22 protein-coding genes and 2 pseudogenes are annotated in these 21,643 nt (G+C 64.8%); 5 read left to right on the top strand and 19 right to left on the bottom strand.

Annotated features, from left to right (window positions below; all coding sequences use genetic code 11):
* The 6 genes from FUT88_RS05370 to mltG all read right to left on the bottom strand — a co-directional run.
* Positions 1-556 (bottom strand): ankyrin repeat domain-containing protein (locus FUT88_RS05370; RefSeq protein WP_147214128.1); only part of this gene is annotated, 556 nt, incomplete at its 3' end.
* A complete protein-coding gene (locus FUT88_RS05365; RefSeq protein WP_147214127.1) occupies positions 540-1,343 on the bottom strand; it encodes a TatD family hydrolase in 804 nt (267 codons plus the stop codon). The genes FUT88_RS05370 and FUT88_RS05365, both read right to left, overlap by 17 nt.
* A 52-nt stretch (positions 1,344-1,395) precedes the next feature.
* On the bottom strand, positions 1,396-1,815 hold the full coding sequence (locus FUT88_RS05360) for a PilZ domain-containing protein (protein WP_027681441.1): 420 nt from the start codon (positions 1,813-1,815) through the stop codon (positions 1,396-1,398).
* Between the two features lie 42 nt (positions 1,816-1,857).
* Complete coding sequence (locus FUT88_RS05355) at positions 1,858-2,868, bottom strand: DNA polymerase III subunit delta' (protein WP_147214126.1); 1,011 nt, start codon at positions 2,866-2,868, stop codon at positions 1,858-1,860.
* A gap of 81 nt (positions 2,869-2,949) precedes the next feature.
* On the bottom strand, positions 2,950-3,567 hold the full coding sequence (tmk, locus tag FUT88_RS05350; protein WP_147214125.1) for a dTMP kinase: 618 nt from the start codon (positions 3,565-3,567) through the stop codon (positions 2,950-2,952).
* Positions 3,564-4,562 carry an endolytic transglycosylase MltG gene (gene mltG, locus FUT88_RS05345; protein WP_147214124.1) on the bottom strand — a complete coding sequence of 333 codons (999 nt, stop codon included), beginning with the start codon at positions 4,560-4,562 and terminating at the stop codon, positions 3,564-3,566. Before mltG ends, tmk begins: the two co-directional genes overlap by 4 nt.
* A 132-nt stretch (positions 4,563-4,694) precedes the next feature.
* Between mltG and FUT88_RS05340 the strand changes: the two genes are divergently transcribed.
* From FUT88_RS05340 to FUT88_RS05330, 3 genes are all read left to right on the top strand, one after another.
* A complete protein-coding gene (locus FUT88_RS05340) occupies positions 4,695-5,735 on the top strand; it encodes a YgfZ/GcvT domain-containing protein (protein WP_147214123.1) in 1,041 nt (346 codons plus the stop codon).
* A 13-nt stretch (positions 5,736-5,748) separates the two neighbouring features.
* A complete protein-coding gene (locus tag FUT88_RS05335) occupies positions 5,749-6,039 on the top strand; it encodes a DUF4936 family protein (RefSeq protein ID WP_147214122.1) in 291 nt (96 codons plus the stop codon).
* Between the two features lie 128 nt (positions 6,040-6,167).
* Positions 6,168-6,983, top strand: a complete 816-nt coding sequence (locus FUT88_RS05330) for an NRDE family protein (protein ID WP_147214121.1) — start codon at positions 6,168-6,170, stop codon at positions 6,981-6,983.
* A 12-nt stretch (positions 6,984-6,995) separates the two neighbouring features.
* Here FUT88_RS05330 and FUT88_RS05325 read toward each other — a convergent pair whose 3' ends face one another.
* Positions 6,996-7,898: a sterol desaturase family protein gene (locus FUT88_RS05325; protein WP_147214120.1), complete on the bottom strand. Its 903-nt coding sequence runs from the start codon at positions 7,896-7,898 to the stop codon at positions 6,996-6,998.
* A gap of 100 nt (positions 7,899-7,998) precedes the next feature.
* Here FUT88_RS05325 and FUT88_RS05320 point away from each other — a divergent pair, with 100 nt between their 5' ends.
* Entirely contained in the window at positions 7,999-8,904 is a 906-nt protein-coding gene (locus FUT88_RS05320) for a LysR family transcriptional regulator (RefSeq protein WP_147214119.1), read from the top strand.
* Here the strand turns inward: FUT88_RS05320 and FUT88_RS05315 are convergent.
* Genes FUT88_RS05315 through FUT88_RS05305 form a run of 3 tightly spaced genes read right to left on the bottom strand, consistent with a single transcriptional unit; the run spans position 8,894 to position 10,797 of the window.
* Complete coding sequence (locus FUT88_RS05315; protein WP_147214118.1) at positions 8,894-9,346, bottom strand: GNAT family N-acetyltransferase; 453 nt, start codon at positions 9,344-9,346, stop codon at positions 8,894-8,896. The two genes, FUT88_RS05320 and FUT88_RS05315, sit on opposite strands and share 11 nt — an antisense overlap.
* A 9-nt stretch (positions 9,347-9,355) precedes the next feature.
* Positions 9,356-9,793, bottom strand: a complete 438-nt coding sequence (locus FUT88_RS05310; protein ID WP_147214117.1) for an acyl-CoA thioesterase — start codon at positions 9,791-9,793, stop codon at positions 9,356-9,358.
* Between the two features lie 23 nt (positions 9,794-9,816).
* Positions 9,817-10,797 carry an alpha/beta hydrolase gene (locus FUT88_RS05305; RefSeq protein ID WP_147214116.1) on the bottom strand — a complete coding sequence of 327 codons (981 nt, stop codon included), beginning with the start codon at positions 10,795-10,797 and terminating at the stop codon, positions 9,817-9,819.
* 110 nt (positions 10,798-10,907) lie between these two features.
* Here FUT88_RS05305 and FUT88_RS05300 point away from each other — a divergent pair, with 110 nt between their 5' ends.
* The gene (locus tag FUT88_RS05300) at positions 10,908-12,056 is read left to right on the top strand and encodes an iron-containing alcohol dehydrogenase (protein ID WP_024975654.1); all 1,149 of its coding nucleotides are present in this window, start codon (positions 10,908-10,910) and stop codon (positions 12,054-12,056) included.
* Between the two features lie 10 nt (positions 12,057-12,066).
* Here the strand turns inward: FUT88_RS05300 and FUT88_RS05295 are convergent.
* From FUT88_RS05295 to FUT88_RS05255, 9 genes and pseudogenes are all read right to left on the bottom strand, one after another.
* Positions 12,067-12,992 (bottom strand): annotated as a pseudogene (locus FUT88_RS05295) (alpha/beta fold hydrolase).
* Positions 12,993-13,028: 36 nt separating this feature from the next.
* Positions 13,029-13,931, bottom strand: coding sequence for an SDR family oxidoreductase (locus FUT88_RS05290; protein WP_147214115.1), 903 nt, complete (start codon positions 13,929-13,931; stop codon positions 13,029-13,031).
* 54 nt (positions 13,932-13,985) lie between these two features.
* Positions 13,986-14,947, bottom strand: a pseudogene (locus FUT88_RS05285) (glutathione S-transferase family protein).
* Positions 14,948-14,974: 27 nt separating this feature from the next.
* On the bottom strand, positions 14,975-15,823 hold the full coding sequence (locus tag FUT88_RS05280) for a class II aldolase/adducin family protein (protein WP_147214114.1): 849 nt from the start codon (positions 15,821-15,823) through the stop codon (positions 14,975-14,977).
* A gap of 96 nt (positions 15,824-15,919) precedes the next feature.
* Positions 15,920-16,930, bottom strand: coding sequence for an NADP-dependent oxidoreductase (locus FUT88_RS05275; RefSeq protein WP_147214113.1), 1,011 nt, complete (start codon positions 16,928-16,930; stop codon positions 15,920-15,922).
* Positions 16,931-16,974: 44 nt separating this feature from the next.
* A complete protein-coding gene (locus FUT88_RS05270) occupies positions 16,975-18,378 on the bottom strand; it encodes a serine hydrolase domain-containing protein (RefSeq protein WP_147214112.1) in 1,404 nt (467 codons plus the stop codon).
* Positions 18,379-18,467: 89 nt separating this feature from the next.
* Positions 18,468-18,902 (bottom strand): PaaI family thioesterase, encoded by a 435-nt coding sequence (locus tag FUT88_RS05265; protein ID WP_012762007.1) that lies wholly within the window; start codon positions 18,900-18,902, stop codon positions 18,468-18,470.
* A 32-nt stretch (positions 18,903-18,934) separates the two neighbouring features.
* Positions 18,935-19,717, bottom strand: a complete 783-nt coding sequence (locus FUT88_RS05260) for an SDR family oxidoreductase (RefSeq protein WP_012762008.1) — start codon at positions 19,715-19,717, stop codon at positions 18,935-18,937.
* 25 nt (positions 19,718-19,742) lie between these two features.
* The gene (locus tag FUT88_RS05255; RefSeq protein WP_147214111.1) at positions 19,743-21,611 is read right to left on the bottom strand and encodes an acyl-CoA dehydrogenase; all 1,869 of its coding nucleotides are present in this window, start codon (positions 21,609-21,611) and stop codon (positions 19,743-19,745) included.
* Positions 21,612-21,643 lie beyond the last annotated feature (32 nt).

The following is a 21,643-nucleotide window of genomic DNA, read 5'->3' as shown; positions in this document are numbered from 1 at the left end:
CCTCGTCCAGCAGCAGCTTGACGGTCGTGATGTGCCCGCCCATGGCCGCCATCATCAGCGGCGTGGTCGCGTTGGGGCTTTCGGCATCGATATAGGCCGCGTGGTCGAGCAGGTATTTGACGATGTCGTCATAGCCGTTGGTGGCGGCGTAATGCAGCGCGGTCCAGCCGGTCTTGTTGACCTCCACGTCGTACGTTTCCACCATCAGCTTCACCATGGGCAGCAGACCCTGGTAGGCAGCCATCATCAGCGCGTTTTCGCCTGCGGCATTGGTGCGCTCGAAATCGATGTTCTTGGCGCGGATCAGCGCCTCGGCCACCTCGATGTTCTTCTCCTTGAGCGCATCCACCAGCAGCGGCGTGCCATCGCGGGTCTTCAGGTTCGGGTCGACGCCCTGCGCGACATATTTCTGCACCAGCGCCGGACGGTTGTATTCGACGGCGTTGCGCAGATCGTCCTGCGGCGTGGCGAGTGCGACACCCGACAACGCCATCGTCAACGCACCAGCGAGGCCGATTTTGTTCATTGCTTGCTTCAAGTTATCGCGGTATCGCATTGAATAGATTGAAGAAATTCTCGGTGGTAACGCCGGCAATCCGGTCCAGCGGTTCGCCGCGCAGCGTTGCCAGGAATTCGCCCACGTGGCGCACGTACGCCGGCTCGTTCGTCTTGCCGCGGAACGGCACCGGCGCCAGGTACGGCGAGTCGGTCTCGATCAGCATGCGGTCCAGCGGCACCTTCTTGGCGGTTTCCTGCAGATCGACGGCATTCTTGAACGTCACGATGCCCGAGAACGAGATATAGAAACCGAGGTCCAGCGCGGCCTTGGCCACGTCCCAGGTCTCTGTAAAGCAGTGCATGACACCGCGCGCGGCCTCGGCGCCTTCTTCGCGCATGATCGCCAGCGTGTCGTCGGCCGACGAGCGCGTGTGGATCACCAGCGGCTTGCCGGTCTGCTTCGACGCGCGAATATGCGTACGAAAGCGATCGCGCTGCCACTCCATGTCGGCCACGGTGCGGTCGCCCAGGCGGTAGTAATCGAGCCCGGTTTCACCAATGCCGACCACGCGCGGGTGGTCAGCCAGCGTCAGCAGGCGCTCGAGCGTGGGCTCTTCAATGGACCGGCCTTCTTCAACGTCCGCCTCGGCATCGGGATGCACGCCCACGGTGGCGTACACGTTCGGCTCCTGCTCTGCGATCTCCAGCACGCTCGGGAAGTCTTCGAGCGTGACGGAAATGCACAGCGCGTGGGTGACGCGGTTCTCGCGCATGCGCGTCAGCAGCTCAGGCAGGCGCGCGCGCAAGTCAGGGAAATTGATGTGGCAGTGGGAATCGACAAACATCGAATAATCAGAAAGTTACGGCGCAAACTTCGTGCGCCGTATCAGGTAAAAATCAGAGGGTTTGGGTCGGGCGCTGCGAGTTGATCTGCTTGCCCAGCACTTCTTCGATCACACGGCGCAGGACGCGGCACTGCTCATCTTCGCCAAGATGTACGCCAATGCCCGGCGTCTTGGCCGGCGTGCCTACGGGCGTGATCCAGGCCACCTTGCCGGCCACCTGATACTTCTGCGGGCGGTCCAGCAGCGAGAGCACGAGGAAGACTTCCTCGCCGATCCGGTAAGGGCGCTGCGTCGGCACGAAGATGCCGCCGTTCTTGAGGAACGGCATATACGCGGCATGCAGGCCGGCTTCATCCTTGATGGCCAGCGAGACGATGCCCGGACGGGTCGGTGCGCCCGGGGCCGTGCCGGCTGCAGCGGGTGTGCCAGGGGTGACGGGAGTGCCGGGCGTACGAAGAGGTGCAGTGCTCACAGGGTGTCCACAAAGTGCAAACGTTCAGGTGCAGGTTGGAATTCAGGCAGCGGGAAACAGCTGCCGGTAATCCATTAACAAGCTTTCGATGACAAGTCGCGCGGCAAGCGGATGCTGCTCGGTGCGGCGCCGCTCCGGCAAGGCACGCGCAAAACGTTCCAAGCGATCCAGCGGGATGCTGTTCGCGCAACGTTGCAGCGCATCGCGTTGCCCCGGGAAATAACGCGGACGCCCCGCCAGCCGTGCCGCCATCAGGTCAAAGACCCACCGGTGCATGGTACTGAGAACGGCAGGCACCGACAATTTCTGTAAATGATCTGCCGTGGCGAGTGCGTCCAGCTTTGCGCCCTGGCCCAGTTGTTCGAGCAGGAATTGCAGCAGCGGGCGGTCTTCGGATTCAGCGGCGGCCAGCGCGGCCAGCGGCGCATTGCCGAACTCGGCCAGCAGGTTTTGCGCATGCGGCACGCCTTGCTGCTCCAGCCACTGGCGCGCCGCCTCGGGCTGGGGCGGCTGCAGCGGAAACTGCCTGCAGCGCGACAGGATGGTCGGCAGGATGCGGTCGATGCGATCCGTCACCAGCAGGAAGACGGTGTTCTGCGGCGGCTCTTCCAGCGTCTTGAGCAGCGCGTTGGCGCCTTCGGTCTGCAACGCGTCGAGCGGATACAGCACGACCACCCGCAACCCGGCGCGGTGCGTGCCGACCCCCACCCCTTCGATGAGGTTGCGGACCTGCTCCATGCGGATGATCTTGCTCGGCGCCTTCTTCTTGCCGTCGGCGTCCTTCTCTGTCTCGGGCGCGTCTTCCATTGCTTCAGGGCGCACGAGATGGAAATCCGGATGGTTGCCCTGCGCAAACCAGTTGCACGCGGCGCACGTGCCGCACGGCTGGCCGTCGGCCGCCGGCGTATCGCACAGCAGGCTTTGCGCGAAATGCATGGCGAAATCGCGCTTGCCGGTACCAGCCTGGCCGTTGAGCAGAATCGCATGCGGTAACTTGGCCCGCATTGCTTGCAGACGAGACCAGTCAGCGGATTGCCAGGGATAAAGCATCATGAATCAATGGGTTACGTTAGATTGTTGATGCAGAGACTCGCCGTGAAACCATTATTTCCGTATCCGAAATTGCCTGCAGAATCAGAGCGTTGCAAGCACATTCTCTAAGTCTTTCTGGATATCGGTGCGCTCGCGGTTGGCGTTGAGCACGACAAAGCGATCCGGCTCCGCCGCTGCGCGGCGCAGGTATTCGGCACGCGTGCGGAGGAAAAACTGCGCGGACTCAGCTTCGAACTTGTCTGGCGTACGGGCATCGGCCAGGCGTGCAGCGGCAATTTCGGGTGCCAAGTCGAAGAGGATGGTCTTGGTCGGCTGCAGACCCTGCTGCACCCAGTGCTCCAGCACCTCCAGCCGGTCGATCGCCAAGCCCCTGCCCCCGCCCTGATAGGCGAACGTGGCATCGGTGAAGCGGTCGGAGATGACCCAATCGCCGGCGTCCAGGGCCGGTTGAATCACTTCGGCGATGTGCTCGCGGCGGCCGGCAAACATCAGCAGCGCTTCCGTTTCCAGGTGCATGCGTTCGTGCAGCAGCACTTCGCGCAGCCGCTCGCCTAGCGGCGTGCCGCCCGGCTCGCGGGTGACGACCACTTTTTTGCCCAGGGGCGCGAGCTTCGCCTGCAGTTGCTGTGCAAACCACGCGAGGTGCGTGCTCTTGCCTGCCCCGTCGATCCCTTCGAATGTGATGAACTTGCCGGTCATGGTTGGCCGCGCTGATATTTGTTGACGGCCCGGTTGTGGTCCGTCAGGTTGGTCGAAAACTGGCTGCTGCCGTCGCCGCGCGCCACGAAATACAGCGCGTCCGACGGTGCCGGGTTCAGCGCCGCCTGCAGCGAGGCCATGCCCGGCAGCGCGATGGGCGTGGGTGGCAGGCCCGTGCGCGTGTAGGTGTTGTACGGCGTGTCGGTCTGCAGGTCGCGCTTGCGCAAATTGCCGTCAAAGCCGGCCCCAAGGCCATAGATGACCGTCGGATCGGTCTGCAGGAGCATGTTCTTGCGCAGCCGGTTGACGAACACGGCGGCGATCATCGGGCGCTCCAGCTTCTGGCCGGTCTCCTTTTCGATGATCGAAGCCATGGTCAGCGCCTCGTACGGCGTCTTGTATGGCAGATCCTGCGAGCGCTTGGCCCAGGCATCGTTCAGGCGCTTCTGCATGGCCTGGTAGGCGTGGCGATAGAGCTCCACATCACTGCTGCCGCGCGCAAAGAGGTAGGTGTCGGGAAAGAACAGGCCTTCGGGGTTGGCCTCCGGCGCGCCGATCTTGCGCATCAGGTCCGCATCCGACATGCCCGCCGTGTCGTGCTTGAGCGCAGGCTCGGCGTCGACCACCGCCCGCATCTGCCGCATCGACCAGCCCTCGATGACGGTGACGACGTAATGCGTGACGTCGCCGCGCGCCATCTTGTCCAGGATCGACATGGGCGTCGCGCCGGTTTCCAGCGCATAGCCGCCGGCTTTCAGGCTCTTGGCGTTGCCCGTGGCGCGCGCCAGCAGCGAAAACAACTGCGGCTGCACGCCGACACCGGCATTGGCAAGCTGCTTGCCAACCGAGATCACGCTCGAGTTCGGTTTGATCACCACCTCCAGCGGCGACGCCGCCAGGCTCACCGGTTGCTGGGCCCACCACACCACGCCACCTGCCGCCGCCAGCACAATCAGGATGGCCAGCAGGACCAGGCGTTTGAGAAAAGAGAGCATTCTGTTGCGAATCTGCGTGAGGAACCGGCCGACACCGGCGATTTCCGCACTCTTGAAATGGATAGACAGGGCACAAGCTGCCCTTCAGACAGCCCAATATAATACCGGGTCAATCTCAGGCCGCCCCGCACCATGAACGATGTCTTCCACGATTTTGTCGATACGCTGAGCTTTCCCCCGCTCGACGTGCAATTTGACGCCGCCACGCGCGGCAGCGTGCTCTGCGCGCCGACCGATCTGGCCCGCATCGCCGTCGAAGGCGCCGATGCCGCCGAGTTCCTCCATAACCAGCTGACCAACGCCGTCACGGGCCTGGGCCTGAACCAGGCGCGTCTGGCGGGCTACTGCTCGCCCAAGGGTCGGCTGCTTGCCACGCTGCTGGTGTGGCGTCAGGCCGATACGTTCGTGCTGCAGACCGACAAGGCCATCGCGCCGGCACTGACCAAGCGCCTGTCGATGTTCGTGCTGCGCGCCAAGGCCAAGCTCCGCCCGATGGACGAGTTCATCGCCATCGGCGTCGCCGGGCCGGACGCGGCGGACGCGCTGCGTGAGGCCGGTGCCGTGTTGCCGGAGCCGGATGCCGTCAACGCGGTGGCACAGCAGCCCGCCACGGTCGGCCAGCAAGTCGGTGCCGTCGTCCGCCTGCCGGATGCCGGCGGCCGCCCCCGCTATCAATGGATGGTGCATGCCGAGCACTTCCAGGACGCCTGGAAGACGCTGTCGTCGCGCCTGTCGCTGGTCGGCACCGAGGTGTGGGATTGGCTGAGCCTGCAGGCAGGTGTGCCGCACATCACCCTCCCCACCCAGGAACAGTTCGTCCCGCAGATGGTGAACCTGGAGCTGCTCGGCGGCGTCGATTTCCGCAAGGGTTGCTACCCCGGGCAGGAAGTCGTGGCGCGCAGCCAGTATCGCGGCACGCTCAAGCGGCGCATGCACCGCGCCCACGTCAATGCCCCCACCTCGGCCGGCGCCGAGGTCTACAGCGCCGCCGATCCGAACCAACCGTGCGGCATGGTGGTCAACGCAGCCATGGCGCCCGATGGCGGGACCGACCTGCTCGTCGAATTGAAGCTGGACGCGCTCGACACCGCGATCCATCTCGCCACGCCGGACGGCCCGGCGCTGACGTTGCAAGCGCTGCCGTACGTCATTCCCGTTTCAGAAAACGCCTGACACCGCCCCCATCATGGCCGACCACCTGTTCGTCTACTTCCGCATCGCCGAGCGTGACGCTGCCGCCGCCCTGCCGCGCTGGCAGCGTTGGCTCGAGACTGTGGAAGAAGCGACCGGCGTGGCCGGCGCGTTGATGCGCCGCCCCGAAACACGCGACGGCCAGGCCACGTGGATGGAGTCTTACGACGACGTCCCGCCCGCATTTGCCGCCACGCTGGCGGCGCTGTGGGAAACCGGCGGCCCGCGCGAATTGGTCGCGGGTGAACGCCACGCCGAGCTGTTTGTCGATCTGGAAAACAGCTGACGGCGCCCTGCCGCAATCCTCATCGCAAAAATCCGGCAGGCTGCTATGCTTGGCCGAAGCCCGCGCGACACAGGTCGTCACATTGACCATTTGCCGTTCGTTGCGCGGCATGTTCAAAGGAAGTGCTCATGTGTTTGATTCTCACGGCCTGGCACGCCCACCCCGCCTACGCGCTGGTGGTGGCCGCCAACCGGGACGAATTCTATGACCGCCCTGCCGCGCCCTTGGCGTGGTGGAGCGACGCGCCCAATGTGCTGGCCGGGCGTGACATGGCCCAGGTGGTCGGTCACGCAGGCACGTGGATGGGCATGACGCGCGACGGCCGCTTTGCCGCGCTGACGAATTACCGCGCGCCGTCCGAGCGCCGGCCCGATGCACGCTCGCGCGGGGAGCTCGTCTCCAATTTCCTGATGGCGGACGACATGTCGGTGCCCGCCTATCTCGATAGCCTCACTGCACGCGACCGCGCCTACAACGGCTACAACCTGCTGACCGCCACGCGCGACGAACTCTGGTGGACGAGCAACCGCGCCGAAGCGCCCCGCAAGCTCGCGCCGGGCCTCTACGGGCTGTCCAACGCATTGCTCGATACGCCGTGGTTCAAGGTGCGGCATCGCATGGCCGCCTTTGCCGAAGCGCTGGCCGCAGATACGGGCCGGCACGGCAACGCGCTGGACGTGGCGCGCTATCTCGATCTGCTGTCGGAAACGCGCGAAGCACCGACCGGCGCCCTGCCCGCCACCGGCGTGGCGCCCGAGTGGGAGAAGCTGCTTTCCGCCGCCTTCATCCGCTCGCCGCGCTACGGCACACGCGCCAGCACCATCCTGCGCATCCGCCACGACGGCTGCTTCGACGTGACCGAACGCCGCTTCGATGCCCAGGGCCAGATTGGCGAGACGCGCTACCTCGGCGTGCTCGATACCGTCACGCACGCCGATACGTAAGCGCTGGGCCGCTCAGGCCGCTTCCTGCCTAGCGCTGGCTGCCTGATCCACTTCCATTTCGGTGATGGCCGCGCCGCCCGGGCGCAACGCCGAATGTTCGCGCTTGGACTGCACCAGCGGATAGAACATCTGCGCCGTCCACGGCTCGGCGCCGAACAGCACGTCGTCCTGCAGACCAATCTTCGCGGGATATTTGCGCGTGATATGCGCGGTGCCGAACAGCACATCCCAGAAGAACAGCAGGTTGCCGAAATTGCCCTTGTAGTGGCCGATGCCGTCGGCGTTGGTGAGTGCGTGATGCGCCCAGTGCGTGGCGGGCGTGGAAATCGTCCGCTCGATTACCCACATCAGCGGGCGCAGCACGCGAATGCGGTACAGCGGCGCATCCCAGGGCCAGGCGCAATGCGCGCCAACAATGACGGTGAGCTTGACGACCAAGTACGCGGCATAGACGGGCCCAAAGCCCAGGTACACGGCCACGCCGCCAATCCACAGCCCCGGCATCATCAGGTAGTAGAAGAAGTTGTTGCGGTACGTCACGCGCACGCTCATGTACGACGCGCTGTGGTGCGCACGGTGCAGCGGCCACAGCAGCGGTGTGTGCGAGGCGCGGTGCCAGAGGTATTGCGTCAGGTCATCGCCAATGAGCAGCAACCCGGTCATCGCCCACCAGGGCAGATCGGCCCAGGCGTTGTGCTGCGCCGGAATGAGCCAGTTGCACAATGCGTTGCTGCCCAGCAGCGCGATCGGCTGGGTGACGGCGACGAGGCTGATGAACATCAGCACTTCCAGCCAGGCATCGTTGGCGGTCGCGCGGCCGCGCACGCTGACCTGATAGCGCCGCGTCACGAACTCCATGGCGGCAAATCCGAGGATGCAGGCGACGATCAGCGCGTGCTCCATGTGCGAACTCATTGGTGTCTCCTCGCTTTTGTTGTGCAGACAAGCCTAGGAGTGCCAGGTCAATGCGTCCAATGCATAATGAACATCCGTTCAATGCGCAGGACGCAACATCATGGATTTGCGACGCCTCAGCCACGTTGTTGCCCTCGCCGACACGCTGCACTTCGCGCGGGCCGCGCAGGCGGTGCATCTGAGCCAGCCCGCATTCAGCCGCAGCATCCAGGCGATCGAAGACGATCTCGGCATCCGCCTGTTCGATCGCGAAACCGGCGACGTGCGTCCCACCCCGGCCGGCGAATTCGTCATCGAACGTGCGCGGCGCCTGTTGTTCGAAGCGCGCTGCCTGCAACGCGATGTCGATCTGTATCGCGACAGCCAGCTTGGCGACACGGCATTCGGCGTCGGGCCGCTGCTGACGGCCACGCTGATGCCGCAAGCACTGCAGGAACTGCGGCAGCAGCATCCCCAGGTTGCTCTGCGCATGGAAGTCGGCAATTGGGTGCAACTGCTGGAGAGCCTGCGCAGCGAGAGCATCGAGTTCTTCGCCGCCGACGTGCGCGACATGCCGAAAGACGCTGCGCTGGATATCCAACCGATCGGCGGCCAGCCCCCTCACCTGTACGTGCGGGCCGGCCATCCGCTGGCGGGGCACACGCACACGCTGCGCGAGGTCTGGGAATACGGCATTGCCGTACCGAAGCTCCTGAGCCCGTCAAAGGTGGAGCTGGCGATGCTGCTTGGGTTACCGGCAGGCCAGGAAGCCAGCATCGCGTTGGAATGCGACAACTACGGCGTATTGAAGACGGTGGCACTCACAACGGACACCGTGCTTGGCGCCACGAACGCAGCGGTGCGGGAGGAGCTGGAAACCGGCGCGCTGGTGCGGCTGGCGGTGAAGGGCTGGCTGTCGCCGCCCTCGACCACGGGGATTGTGCGCCTGCACGGCAGAACCGCGTCGCCGGCAGCGCAGGCGGCCATCGCAGCCATTGTGCGGGCCGCCCACGGCATCAACGTGTAAGCAGACGGCGCATGGTTCGGTGCGGAATGCCGGCCTCCTCGAACTCCTCGCCCTCGGCCGTAAAGCCCGCGCGCACGTAGAACGGCATGGCGTGCGTTTGCGCGTTCAGGATCAGCTCGGGGTAACCCAGCGACTGCGCCTTGTCGATCAGGGCCTCCAGCACGCGCGCCCCGACGCCCGTGCCCCGCGCCTCCTTGCGCACCGCCATGCGGCCGATATGTCCGTCGGGCAGCAGGCGGCCGGTGGCGACGGCACGCCCGGCCGTGTCGTGTGCCAGCGCATGCCAGCACTGGTCATCCCATTCGTCCCATTCCAATTCAACGGGCACGCCTTGTTCGGTGACAAACACGTCGTAGCGGATGGCGCGGGCTTCTTCGCGCACGGCGTCCCAGCGGGCAACTTCAACACCAGCAAGCGGGCGGACAGATTCAGGGGCAGTCATGCTCGGTTCTCACACTTCAGGCTTCAGGACTTCGAAATTGAGGATGCGCTCGCGCAGCGCGTCGGGAATCGGCGCGGAGGTCTGCGTGGCAGGGTCGGCGCACACGTAAATCACTTCGCCGGTCACGAGGTGTTCGTCTGCGCGATACATCTCGATGATAAAGCGGATGCTGGAGCGGCCCAGGCGCGCCACGCGGCAGCGCAAGTCCAGCTCGTCGTCAAAGCGCGCGGAGGCGTGGTATTCGAGCGTGGATTTGACCACGTAGAAATCCACGCCGAAGGTGTCGACCACATCGACCGGATACCGCACGCCGATGCTGCGCCAGTATTCGGTGATGCACACATCGGCGTACAGCAGGTAGTGGCCGTTGAAGACGATGCTCTGCGCATCGACTTCGGCCCAGCGTACGCGCAGGGGTGTGCTGTGGCGGAAATCCTCGATCGCCATGTGGTCTCCTTTTTTTGCTCTGGTTATGGGGATTCGGTCTCGGTGCCGAAGGCGCGGCGTAGCGCGTTGGCGGCGTCGCGGTGTGCGTCTTCGACGGCCGGCACGAAGCGCCCGATCTTAAAGAAGTCGTGAATCATGTCTTCGTACAGTTTCAGCTCGACTGGCACCTCGGCTGCGCGCAGCTTGTTGGCGTAGCCGATGCCGGCATCGCGGATCGGGTCGAAGCCCGCCACCGCAATCCACGCGGGGCATACGCCTGTCACATCCGCGCCGTGGCCGCCTGCATCGAGCGGGGCGAAACGCCAGTCGTCGCGGTCGGCATCGCTGCGCAGGTATTGCGAGAAGAACCAGCGGATCATCTCGTGCGTCAGCAGGTAGCCCTCGGCAAACTCGCGATGCGACGGCGTGGATTCGCGTGCGGTGGTGCCCGGATAGATCAGCAGTTGCAGCACCGGCGCCAGGCCGCGGTTGCGTGCCTCGATGGCAGTCACGGCCGCCAAGGTTCCGCCCGCGCTGTCGCCACCGAACGCGATGCGCGCCGCATCGGCGCCAATGGTGGCGGCTTCGTCGAACACCCACTGCAGCACGTCGAATGCGTCGTTCGCTGCCGTGGGGAATTTCCACTCGGGCCCAAGCCGGTAGTCCACCGACAACACCATCGCGCCCGATTTGGCCGCCAGCGACCGGCAAAGCTGGTCGTGCGTCTTGATGCTGCCCACGGTAAAACCGCCGCCGTGGAAATACACCAGCAACGGCAGCGGATCGGCCCAACTGGCCTCACGCGCCGCGTACGTGCGGATAGGAATGGCATGGCCGTCGCGCGCCGGCACCGTCAGGTCGTGCACGGCCTCCAGCGGGATGGCCGGGATGTCGACGATGGGGCTGCTTTTTTCGTAGGCGATCTTGGCGTCGGCTGGGTCAAGGGCGTTCAGCGGCGGACGCTTGGCACGCGCCACCAGATCGAGCAACTGGGCAACGTGCGGGTCGAGAGATGGGTGCTGCATGCGGGGCGGGAACTGAACGATCGTTCTAATTTGGCTATCATCGGAGTATCCATTGAACCACGCCCGCGCGACAAGACGGGCGACGCAGGCAAACACCCTCCGGAGACAGCATGGCCCTCATCTTTTACCTCACCCACGTTCACCTCGGTTTCGGCACCGTCAACGAACTGAAAAGCGAATGCGCACGCGTCGGCATCCGCCGGCCGATGATCGTGACCGACAAGGGCGTCGCGGCAGCAGGCTTGGCGCAGCGCGCCATTGACGCTACAGGCGGCTTGCCCGTCACCGTGTTCGACGAAACGCCTTCCAACCCGACCGAGGCGATGGTGCTGAAGGCCACGGCGCAGTACAAGGACGCCGGCTGCGACGGGCTGATCGCCATTGGCGGCGGTTCGTCGATTGACCTGGCCAAGGGCATCGCCATTGCGGCCACGCACCCGGAACCGCTTACCACCTACGCGACCATCGAGGGCGGCAGCACGAAGATCACGGAAGCGGCGGCGCCGCTGATTGCGATTCCCACCACGGCCGGCACCGGCAGCGAGGTCGCACGCGGCGCGATCATCATCCTGGAAGACGGCCGCAAGCTCGGTTTCCACTCTTGGCATCTGCTGCCCAAGTCGGCCATCTGCGATGCGGAGCTGACGCTGGGCCTGCCGCCCGCGCTGACGGCCGCCACCGGCATGGATGCGATCGCGCATTGCATCGAGACCTTCCTCGCGCCGGCGTTCAACCCGCCTGCGGACGGCATCGCCCTGGATGGTTTGGAGCGCGCATGGGCCAACATCGAACGTGCCACGCGCGATGGCGCCGACCGCGATGCGCGCCTGAACATGATGAGCGCGTCGATGCAGGGTGCGATGGCGTTTCAGAAGGGCTTGGGGTGCGTGCATTCGTTGTCGCACCCGCTGGGCGGCGTGAAGGTCGACGGCAAGACGGGGCTGCATCACGGCACGCTGAATGCCGTGGTACTGCCTGCGGTGCTGCGCTTCAACGAAACGGCCGAGACGGTGGTGCGCGACAACCGCTACGCCCGCATGCGCCGCGTGATGAACCTGCCGGCGGGCGCTGACCTCGCCCAGGCCGTGCATGACCTGACGGCGCGTCTGGGCCTGCCGACCGGCCTGCGCCAGATGGGCGTACCCGAAGATGCGCTGGAACATGTCGTGGAAGGCGCCCTGCTCGACCACTGCCACAAGACCAACCCGCGCATTGCCACGGCGGACGACTACCGCCGCATGCTGGCGGAATCGATGTAACGCGGGCGGGTCAGGAAACGAACGACCGGATCAGCGCCGTAACGCGCTTCGGTTGTTCGTGCACGACCCAGTGCGTGCCGTCGGGAATGCGCTCCAGGCGCATGTCCGGAATGAACCGCTCTAGCCCGTTGAGCAGGCTTTTTGGCAGCGCCATGTCCATCTCGCCCCAGATCACGAGCGTGGGCACCTTGACGACGAACGCCTCGGGCGGCATCTGGTCGATGCGCAGCGGCGCCGTGCCCTCCGCGGGCGGGTGCAGCGGCGAGGCGCGGTAATAGTTCACGCCGCCTGTCAGGCCATGCGAGCCGCCCTCGCCCGGCTGGCTCCAGGCCGCGTGATAGCGCGCCCGCACCTCGGGCGTGAACCAGTCGGCCACGGGCTGGCCCATGCCGCTGAAGAAGCCTTCGAGCTTTTCGAAGTCGTTGGCGGCCAGCGCCTGCTCCGACCCTGGCTGGCGCAACCAGTTCATATACGCCGATGAAGCCTGCTGCGCCGGATCGCTCAGCAGCGCATTCGCAAACACCCAAGGGTGCGGCGAATTGACGATCACCAGTCGCTCGACCAACTCCGGATGCTGAATGGCAAGGTTCCAGCAGATCGCCCCGCCCCAGTCATGCGCGACCACAATCGCACGCTCATAGCCCAGCGCCGTGATGAACTGCGTCAGATCCTGCACCAGCAGTTTCGGGCGATACGCATCCACCGCAGCTGGCTTGCTCGACAGGTTGTAGCCGCGCATGTCGGGCGCTACGGCGAAGTGCGTGTCGCCAAACGCAGCCAGCTGCGCTTCCCACTCGTACCAGAACTCCGGAAAGCCGTGCACGAACAGCATCAGCGGCGCGCCACGCTTGCCGCGCTGGCGTAATGCAGCCGCGTGCCGTTGGGCAGATCGGCGAATTGCGATTCCGTGATGGCGGCAGCCGTTGCAGTGTTCATGGCGATCTCGGCGTTGTGGCAGTCGTGGAGGTGGAATTACCCGCGCAGCGCATCAACCAGACGCGCGCGCACGTCCGGCTTGCCTTCAAACGGATCGGACGGATTGCGTTGCGAGATGATGTCTTCAAAGCGATGCTGCACGGGCGCCAGCGCGTGCGGATGCGAGTAGATGTAGAAGCCCGCGTTGCGGATCGCATCGAAGGTCATCTGACCGACCTGCTCGGCGGTGACCTTGCCGGAGCTGACCGCCTTTTCCGACATGGCGCGCGAAACGAGCTGCGACTTGGTGGGCGGCGCCGTGTTCGCCAGATCTTGCGGGCGATTGCGGTCAGACTGCGTGATGCCGGTCGGCACGAAGTACGGACACAGCACCGAGCAATGAATCTGTTCGGTCACCAGGCTCAAGTCCTGGTACAGCGATTCGGACAGCGCCACCACCGCGTGCTTTGACACGTTATAGATGCCCATGGCCGGCGCATTCAGCAGCCCCGCCATCGACGCCGTATTGACGATATGGCCCTCGTACGACGGATCTTTCTTGGCGGCTTCGAGCATCAGCGGGGTGAAGATGCGGACGCCGTGGATCACGCCGTGCAGGTTCACGCCGAGCACCCAGTCCCAGTCGCGCTCGGTGTTCTCCCAGATCAGGCCGCCTGCGCCCACTCCGGCGTTGTTGAACAGCAGGTTGACCTTGCCGAACGTCTTGATGGCGAGGTCCGCCAGCGCCTGCACGTCTTCCACCTTCGACACGTCGACGCGCAGGCCGATCACTTCCACGCCCTGCGCCGAGAACTCGGCCACAGCGGCATCCAGCGCATCCTGCTGAATATCGGCCAGCACCAGCTTCATGCCCAACCCCGCGCCGATCTTGGCGAATTCCTTGCCGAAACCCGACGCACCGCCCGTGATGACGGCCACACCGCCTGCGAATTGCTTCATACGTGTCTCACTGATGTCGTTGTAGTAGGAAAGGCGATCGAGATGGGAGGCGTATCAGCCTGCCGCTTCGACCTTGCGCACGGCATAACCCACGCGCGGAAAATGCACCACCACCTGGCCGACGCGCGGGTCCTCGCGCAGCACGCCGACGCTGTCGCGCGTGGAGACGACGAGGTCCCCTTCGACCGGGTCGACGCCGTAGTCGACTGCCGCCACCGTCACGCGCGTGCCTTTGGGCAGGCCGTGGCTGTCGTCGAAGGTGGCCTTCGCTTCAGGTTCCGTCAGCGCATGCGGTGTGGCGGCCTTGGCAATGTCCAGCGCCTCGGCCGACGTCATCGGTTGCGCTTGCGAGTGGCCGAACGCAGCAACGCGATGCATCCACGCCACGACTTCGGGGTGCGCATCGAGAATGCCCGCCACCGCCGTCGCGCGGCGGATGAACCACAGGCAGTGGTAGACGGAAAAGTCGGCCACGGTCGGCTGCTCGCCAAACAAGAAGATGCGTTCACCCGTGGCCAGTTGGCGCTGCAGTTGTGCCAGGAAGACATTCAGCGTGGAGGTGGCTTCCGGCAGTGGCGTGCGCAAGCCGGTGCCGCCCACACGCATCGCCTTGCGATCTTCCACGAAGGCTTTGACGAAGGCTTCCGGCGCATCACCGAACAGGCTTTGAAAGCCCGCCGGCTGCGTCACGAATGTCGCCGTGGCCCAGAACAGCGTCGTATCGGCCCACTGCGCCATGGCAAACACCGCCGCTGCATGTTCGGACGGCACGAGCCGCGGCAGCGATGAATCGATTCGAGCGCCTGCGCGATCAGCGCGGTGTCGCAATAGATGTCCGCGCCGATCTGCAGGAACGGTGTGCGCCGGTAGCCGCCAGTGAGCGGCATTACGTCCGGCTTGGGCAGGATCACGGGCACCGTGACGGACTTCCACGGCTGGTCCTTGTAGCCGAGGATCAAACGCACCTTCTCAGAAAACGGCGAGGTGGCGTAGTGATGCAGGATCAGGTCCGTCATGCGGGCTCCAGAAATGTGCGTTGCCGATCAGTCGAGCAGATCGGGTTGTTCTTTGACGATGCGCGCATACAGCGGCTGGAACTGGAACCACCCCGCCTGCGCCGATCCGACGATCGAGTACGCCTGGCGGGCAGCGGCATCAGAAATCGTGCGCGGTGCATCGCCGGTGCGGGCGGCAGCGGCTTCGGCCAGCAACTGCACCTGGCAGGAGCGCTCCATCGTGATGAACCACCACGCGGCCTCGTCGACCGTCTTGCCAACCGTCAGCAGGCCGTGGTTCTGCAGGATGGCGGCCTTGTTGTCGCCCAGCGCTTCTGCAATGCGCTGGCCTTCGTCCAGCTCGACCACCACGCCGCCGAAATCGTCGTACACGGCGTGGTCTTCGTAGAACGCGCAGACGTCCTGCGTAAGCGGATCGAGCTTGCGGCCGAGTGTCGACCACGCGCGGCCATACGTGCTGTGCGAGTGCGCAGCGGCCACCGCATCGGGCCGTGCCTGATGCACGCGCGAGTGAATCGCAAACGCGGCGGCGTTGACCGGGTAATCGCCTTCCACCACGTTGCCGTGGTGATCGCAGCGAATCAGGTTCGACACCGTCACCTGGCTGAAATGCACGCCGAACGGGTTGACCCAGAAGCTGTCCTGATGCTCGGGATCGCGCGCCGTGATGTGCCCGGCCACGCCTTCGTCGAAACCGAATTTGGAGAACAGCCGGAACGCTGCCGCCAGGCGCTGTTTGCGATGCAGGCGCTCTTCGGCCACGGTGGCAAATTGCGGCGGACGCGGCAGGTTGCGATAGCGCGCAGCGGCCTCGGGGCTGAGGCTGGCGGCCATGCTGTCGGGCCGCTTGGCTTGCGTGGTTTCAGGTGCGTTCATGGTGTCTCCTTCACGCGTTTGTTGTGGGTGGGGCCATTCTGTGGCGGCCCTCGCCCAGCGGACTGTCAAGCGATTGACAGTCCGCGTGCGCTCAGCTCAAACCAGCTTGACGAGCTGCTTGCCGAAGTTCTTGCCTTTGAGCAGGCCCATGAATGCTTCCGGTGCGCTCGCCAGGCCCTGCGCCACGCTCTCGCGGAACTTCAGCTTGCCCTGCGCCACGAAGCCGCCCAGCTCGCGCAGTGCTTCTGGCCACACGTCCATGTGCTCGGAGACGATGAAGCCCTCGATGGTCAGGCGCGACACCAGGATCAACTGCGGGTTCTGCAGCGGCAGCGGCTGACCGTCGTAGCCGGCGATCATGCCGCACATGGCGATGCGGCCGAACGCGTTCATGCGCGACAGCACCGCATCGAGGATCGCGCCGCCGACGTTCTCGAAGTACGAATCGATGCCATCAGGCGTCGCTTCCTTGAGCATCTTGTACAGCTCCTTCGGGTCCTTGGCGGCCTTGTAGTCGATGCAGGCATCAAAGCCGAGTTCGTTGACCACGTAATCGCACTTGTCCTTGCCGCCGGCAAAGCCCACCACGCGGCAGCCTTTGAGTTTGGCGAGCTGGCCGACCACGCTGCCCACCGCGCCCGAAGCGGCGCTTACCGCCACGGTCTGGCCGGGCTTCGGATGCATGATCTTGTTCAGGCCGTACCACGCCGTCACGCCCGGCATACCGACCGAACCGAGATACGCCGACAGCGGAATGTGGCGCGTATCGACCTTCTGAATGCCGCGCCCGTCCGACACGCCCACTTCCTGCCAGCCGAACATGCCGACCACCGCATCGCCCACGGCAAACGACGGGTTCTTGGACACTTCCACCACGCCCACCGTGCCGCCGATCATCACTTCATCCAGCGGCTGCGGTTGCGCATACGACTTGCTGTCGTTCATGCGGCCGCGCATGTACGGATCGAGCGACAGGAAATGGTTGCGCACCAGCACCTGGCCGTCCTGCAGCTCGGGGAGGTCCACCGTCTCCAGGCGGAAATTGTCGGGCGTCACGGCCCCTTGCGGGCGCGAAGCCAGAACGATGCGCTGATAGGTCTTCGACATGAAAAACGCTCCTGAATATCGGATATCGGTGTTGGGTCGGGTTGTTACTTGTGTTGCATGAAGTACTCGGCCAGCGCCGCATAGGCGCGATGCGTGACCGGATCATTGGCCGCATTGGCAGCGATGGGGTGCGAGGCATAGCGCACGATCGTCATCTGGGCCACCGGATCAATATAGATGCGCTGGCCATGGATGCCGCGCGCTTCGAACGTGTGGTGGTCATTGCCCGAAACCCACCACATGTTGCGATACGAATAGCCGGGCAGCGTCGCGTAGCCTGCCTTGGCAAACTTGGCCGGGTCGCCGCCGCGGCGAATGTCGTCGATCACGCTCTTGGGCAGGATCTGCTTGCCGTTGAAGCGGCCATCGTTGCGGATCATCTCGCCAAAGCGCGCCAGGTCGCGCAGCGTGGTGTTCAGGCCACCGCCGCCCGATTCCGTACCGATGCTGTCCACTGAGAAGTACGCATCGTCCTGCGCGCCCATCGGTTGCCAGATGCGCTCGGACAGCAGCGCTGCCAGCGATTTGTTCGACGCACGGCGCACGATCCACGCCAGTGTTTCAGCGTTGACGGTCTTGTACGAGAACTCCGCGTCGTGCTCGCCTTCCTTGCGCAGCGTCGTCAGGTAGTCGTAGAAATTGTCCGGGCCCTTGTAACCAGCCGGACGCGGCAGCATGCCGCCGGCGCGGGCGTAGGCCCAGACATCGGCGTTCGGGTCGGCATAGTTTTCGGAATAACGCACGCCCACGGTCATGTCCATGACTTGGCGCACCGTGGCGTCCCCGTAGGCGGTGTCCTTCAGCTCCGGCACGTATTGCGTCACGGGCGCTGCAGGGTCGAGCTTGCCGTCCGCCACCAGCATGGCGGCCAGCGTGCCGACAAACGATTTCGTGACCGACATGGCGATGTGCTGCGTGTGCGCGTCGAGCGCGCCAAAGTAGCGCTCGTAGATCACCTTGCCCTTGTGCATGACGAGAATGCCGTCGGTGTAGGTCAGCTTGAGCGCCTCGGCAAACGTACGGCGCGTGCCGTTCGGATCGGTAAACAGCACGCCGCTGATATCGCGCTCGGCACGCGGCAACTTGCTGACCGGGCCGTCGCCGTGCCAGACCACGCGCGTCGGCACGAACTCGCGCACGTGGCTGTAGCCGTAGCGCGTGCGCGGGAACATGTTGCCCGCCAGGTCAAAGCGGATCGTGCGATCGGGCGGCGGCGGGAAGCCCTGCATCCAGCCCATCTTGTTCGGGTCGGATTCATCGGCCGTCAGCGGCTTCTGCATCGGCGGTGTCGGGGCGGGCGGCGCCTGCACCGTGGTTTTCGTGTCAGCGGCCGGCGCGGCAGCAGGCGCGGAGCTGGAGGCGCATCCTTCCAAGGTCATGATCAGTCCGGTGCAGCAAAGCAGAGTGACGGCAAGGGCGGACGCCGTCCGCCGCGCAGGTTGTTGCATGGTTGTCTCCGTGGTTGCTCTTCTTGTGTGCCGGACGCTGTCCGGTGTGCAACTGGGTACTTGGGTACAGCAATTGCGGTGTTGACGCGTCAGCCGTCCGCACCGGGTTCGGGCGTGCGCGGCGGTGGCATGCGCTTGACGAACTTGAACGTGCCTGAGCCGCGTGCGACGAGCTTGTCATCTGCATCGCGCACCTCGCCTTCGCAGAACGCCATGGTCGTGGACTGATGCACGCAACGCGCGCTCGCCTTGAGGGTGCCGCGCCCGGGCTGCATGAACGCCGTCTTCATCTCGATCGTCACCACGCCGCGGCCATGCACGTCGGCCGAGCGCCCGGCCATGGCCATGGCGACGTCGAGCATCGTCATCGTCACGCCGCCGTGGGCCATTTCCCAGCTGTTCATGTGCTGCGCTTCGAGGGCGAGTTCGACCACGCCCTCGCCGTCGGCCACCTTCAGGCAGCGCATGCCGAGAAGCTTCAGGAAAGGAATGTCGATTGGAAAACCGTTGTTGTCTGCGTTCATGCTGCGTCGGAAAGAGTGAGAAGCAGCCGAAATTAGACCACGCTCACGCCGCCATCGACGGCGAGGATCTGGCCGGTGATGTGCTTGGACGCATCCGACGCAAACAGCGCGGCCACGCCTTTCAGGTCTTCATCGTCGCCAATGCGGTGCAGCGGCGATTTTTCCGTCAGCTTGTCCACGCCGAGCTTTTCCAGCGAGCCGCGCGTCATCTTCGAGGGGAAGAAGCCCGGCGCAATCGCGTTGACGGTGATGTTGTGCTCGCCCCACTCGCCCGCCAGCGCGCGCGTGAAGTTGACCACCGCGCCCTTGCTGGTGTTGTAGGCGATCGTATCGAGCGAGCCCGGCGGATTGCCCTTCAGGCCGGCAATCGATGCCACGTTGACGATCTTTCCGTACTTGCGCGGGATCATCGAGCGCTTGCCGATCTGCTGCGTGAGCAGGAACAGGCCGCGTATGTTCAGGTTCATCACCTTGTCCCAGGCTTCGACTGGGTGGTCTTCCGCCGGCGCGCCCCACGTCGCGCCCGCGTTGTTGACGAGGATGTCGACGTGGCCGAGCTTGGCCAGCGCCTCATCGGCCAGGCGCTGGATGTCGGCTTCGACGGCGCCGTCGGCAGCAATCCAGTCCGCCTCGATGCCAAGCGACTTCAGGTGCGCCTGCGCCTCCTTCAGCTCATCAGCCTTGCGAGCAGACAAGACGATGCGCGCGCCCTGCTCGCCCAGTGCCTCGGCAATCTGCAGGCCGAGCCCGCGCGAGCCGCCGGTGATCAGCGCCGTCTTGCCGGAAAGATCGAAGAGATGTTTCAGCGTACCCATGGTGTCTCCAGTGTCGTTGTCGTAGTTAGAACCAGGCGTCCTGCATGTCCAGCGTGGTCGTGTCGAGCGAGCCCAGCAGCACGATCTGAGGGTCGATCTTCGGCAGTTCCCACTGGAAGAAATAGCGTGCGGCCTGCAGCTTGCCGCGGTAGAAATCGGCGTCTTCGCCTTGGGCGTTCGGCAATGCCTTGGCGACGGCCAGCGCCTGTTCCAGCCAGATCCACGCGACGACCACGTGGCCGAACGCTTCCAGATAGACGGAGGCATTCGCCAGCGTCACGCGCGGGTCGCCGGCGGCCCACAGCGTCTGCGTGACCTTGGCCAGTTTCTGCGTCGCCATGCCAAGCGCGCGGCCGTAGCCGACCAACGTTTCGTCGTCGGTTTCCAACGCACGGCCGACGGTGGCCTGCACACGCTCACCCAGCGCGGCGAAGGCAGCGCCGTCCTGCATCACGACCTTGCGGCCCAGCAGGTCCAGGCCCTGGATGCCGTGCGTGCCTTCGTGAATCGGGTTCAGGCGGTTGTCGCGGTAAAACTGTTCGACGTTGTATTCGCGCGTGTAGCCGTAACCGCCGTGCACCTGGATCGCCAGGCTGTTGGCCTCCAGGCACCACTGCGACGGCCAGCTCTTGGCAATCGGCGTCAGGATGTCGAGCAGCAGACCGAGTTTGGCGCGTTTGGCCGCGTCGGTTTCACCGCGCTCCTCATCGACGAGCTTGGCGCAATACAGGTTCAGGCCGAGCGCGCCTTCCACGTAGGCCTTTTGTGCCAGCAGCATGCGGCGCACGTCTGCGTGATCGACGATGCGGACCTGCGCAGACGCGGCATCCTTGCCCGACGGCCCGACCGGACGCCCCTGCGGGCGATTGCGCGCGTAGTCCACCGCATGCAGGTAACCGGTGTAGCCGAGCATCGTCGCGCCCATGCCGACGCCGATGCGCGCCTCGTTCATCATGTGGAACATGCATGCGAGGCCCTTATGCGGCTCGCCGACGAGGTAGCCGATGGCGCCGGCCCGCGGCTGCCCATCTGCGCCCTTCGGTCGGAACTGCATGCCTTCGCCAAAGTTCAGCAGGCAGTTGGTCGTGCCGCGATAGCCCATCTTGTGGTTCAGGCCGGCCAGGACCACGTCATTTCGCTCGCCGAGCGAACCATCCGCATTGACGAGGAACTTCGGCACGATGAACAGCGAAATGCCCTTCACGCCGGGAATCAGCTTGCCGTCCGGCCCGGGAATCTTCGCCAGCACGAGGTGGACGATGTTCTCCGACAGTTCATGCTCACCGGCGGAGATCCACATCTTGTTGCCGGTCAAACGATATTGCGCGCCGAGCGGCGATTCGCCCTCGTATTCCGAGCGCGTGACGATGTCCGACAACGACGAACCGGCCTGCGGCTCCGACAGGCACATCGTGCCGTAGAAGCGGCCCTCCATCTCGGGCTGTACAAACGTCTCGATCTGCGCGGGCGTGCCATGCGCGAGCAGCAGATTCGCGTTGCCGATGGTGAGGAACGGGTAGGAGCTGGTGCCGACGTTGGCGGCCTTGAAGAAACCGAAACCGGCTTTCTCGACCACGGTCGGCAGCTGCATGCCGCCGCGCTCAAAGTCCTGCCCGGCTGCCATCAGGCCCGCCTTGTTGAAGGCGTCCAGCGCGACCTTCACTTCCGGGATGATGTGGACCTTGTTGCCGTCGAAGTGCGGTTCTTCTTGGTCGTTTTTCTTGTTATGCGGAGCAAACAGATCCGTTGCGATCCGCTCGCAGGTGTCGAGTGCGGCGTCGAAGGTTTCGCGGGAGTGGTCTGCGTAACGCGGAATACGCGTGAGCGATTCGACGTTGAGCCATTCGTAGAGCAGGAAGCTGAGGTCGCGGCGGGATAGCAGTTTCGAGGACATGATGTTGGTGGTGCATCCTGTGTTTCGTGCCC

The organism is Ralstonia sp. TCR112 (assembly GCF_007997035.1).
Taxonomy (GTDB): Bacteria; Pseudomonadota; Gammaproteobacteria; order Burkholderiales; family Burkholderiaceae; genus Ralstonia; species Ralstonia edaphi.
This window is presented reverse-complemented; position numbering and strand designations above follow the sequence as displayed.

Bases quoted from the DNA above. Each gene is read 5' to 3' on its own strand.
- FUT88_RS05365 (WP_147214127.1), bottom strand. From the start codon at position 1,343: ATGTTTGTCGATTCCCACTGCCACATCAATTTCCCTGACTTGCGCGCG.
- FUT88_RS05355 (WP_147214126.1), bottom strand. From the start codon at position 2,868: ATGATGCTTTATCCCTGGCAATCCGCTGACTGGTCTCGTCTGCAAGCA.
- tmk (WP_147214125.1), bottom strand. From the start codon at position 3,567: ATGACCGGCAAGTTCATCACATTCGAAGGGATCGACGGGGCAGGCAAG.
- mltG (WP_147214124.1), bottom strand. From the start codon at position 4,562: ATGCTCTCTTTTCTCAAACGCCTGGTCCTGCTGGCCATCCTGATTGTG.
- FUT88_RS05340 (WP_147214123.1), top strand. From the start codon at position 4,695: ATGAACGATGTCTTCCACGATTTTGTCGATACGCTGAGCTTTCCCCCG.
- FUT88_RS05335 (WP_147214122.1), top strand. From the start codon at position 5,749: ATGGCCGACCACCTGTTCGTCTACTTCCGCATCGCCGAGCGTGACGCT.
- FUT88_RS05330 (WP_147214121.1), top strand. From the start codon at position 6,168: ATGTGTTTGATTCTCACGGCCTGGCACGCCCACCCCGCCTACGCGCTG.
- FUT88_RS05325 (WP_147214120.1), bottom strand. From the start codon at position 7,898: ATGAGTTCGCACATGGAGCACGCGCTGATCGTCGCCTGCATCCTCGGA.
- FUT88_RS05320 (WP_147214119.1), top strand. From the start codon at position 7,999: ATGGATTTGCGACGCCTCAGCCACGTTGTTGCCCTCGCCGACACGCTG.
- FUT88_RS05315 (WP_147214118.1), bottom strand. From the start codon at position 9,346: ATGACTGCCCCTGAATCTGTCCGCCCGCTTGCTGGTGTTGAAGTTGCC.
- FUT88_RS05310 (WP_147214117.1), bottom strand. From the start codon at position 9,793: ATGGCGATCGAGGATTTCCGCCACAGCACACCCCTGCGCGTACGCTGG.
- FUT88_RS05305 (WP_147214116.1), bottom strand. From the start codon at position 10,797: ATGCAGCACCCATCTCTCGACCCGCACGTTGCCCAGTTGCTCGATCTG.
- FUT88_RS05300 (WP_024975654.1), top strand. From the start codon at position 10,908: ATGGCCCTCATCTTTTACCTCACCCACGTTCACCTCGGTTTCGGCACC.
- FUT88_RS05290 (WP_147214115.1), bottom strand. From the start codon at position 13,931: ATGAAGCAATTCGCAGGCGGTGTGGCCGTCATCACGGGCGGTGCGTCG.
- FUT88_RS05280 (WP_147214114.1), bottom strand. From the start codon at position 15,823: ATGAACGCACCTGAAACCACGCAAGCCAAGCGGCCCGACAGCATGGCC.
- FUT88_RS05275 (WP_147214113.1), bottom strand. From the start codon at position 16,930: ATGTCGAAGACCTATCAGCGCATCGTTCTGGCTTCGCGCCCGCAAGGG.
- FUT88_RS05270 (WP_147214112.1), bottom strand. From the start codon at position 18,378: ATGCAACAACCTGCGCGGCGGACGGCGTCCGCCCTTGCCGTCACTCTG.
- FUT88_RS05265 (WP_012762007.1), bottom strand. From the start codon at position 18,902: ATGAACGCAGACAACAACGGTTTTCCAATCGACATTCCTTTCCTGAAG.
- FUT88_RS05260 (WP_012762008.1), bottom strand. From the start codon at position 19,717: ATGGGTACGCTGAAACATCTCTTCGATCTTTCCGGCAAGACGGCGCTG.
- FUT88_RS05255 (WP_147214111.1), bottom strand. From the start codon at position 21,611: ATGTCCTCGAAACTGCTATCCCGCCGCGACCTCAGCTTCCTGCTCTAC.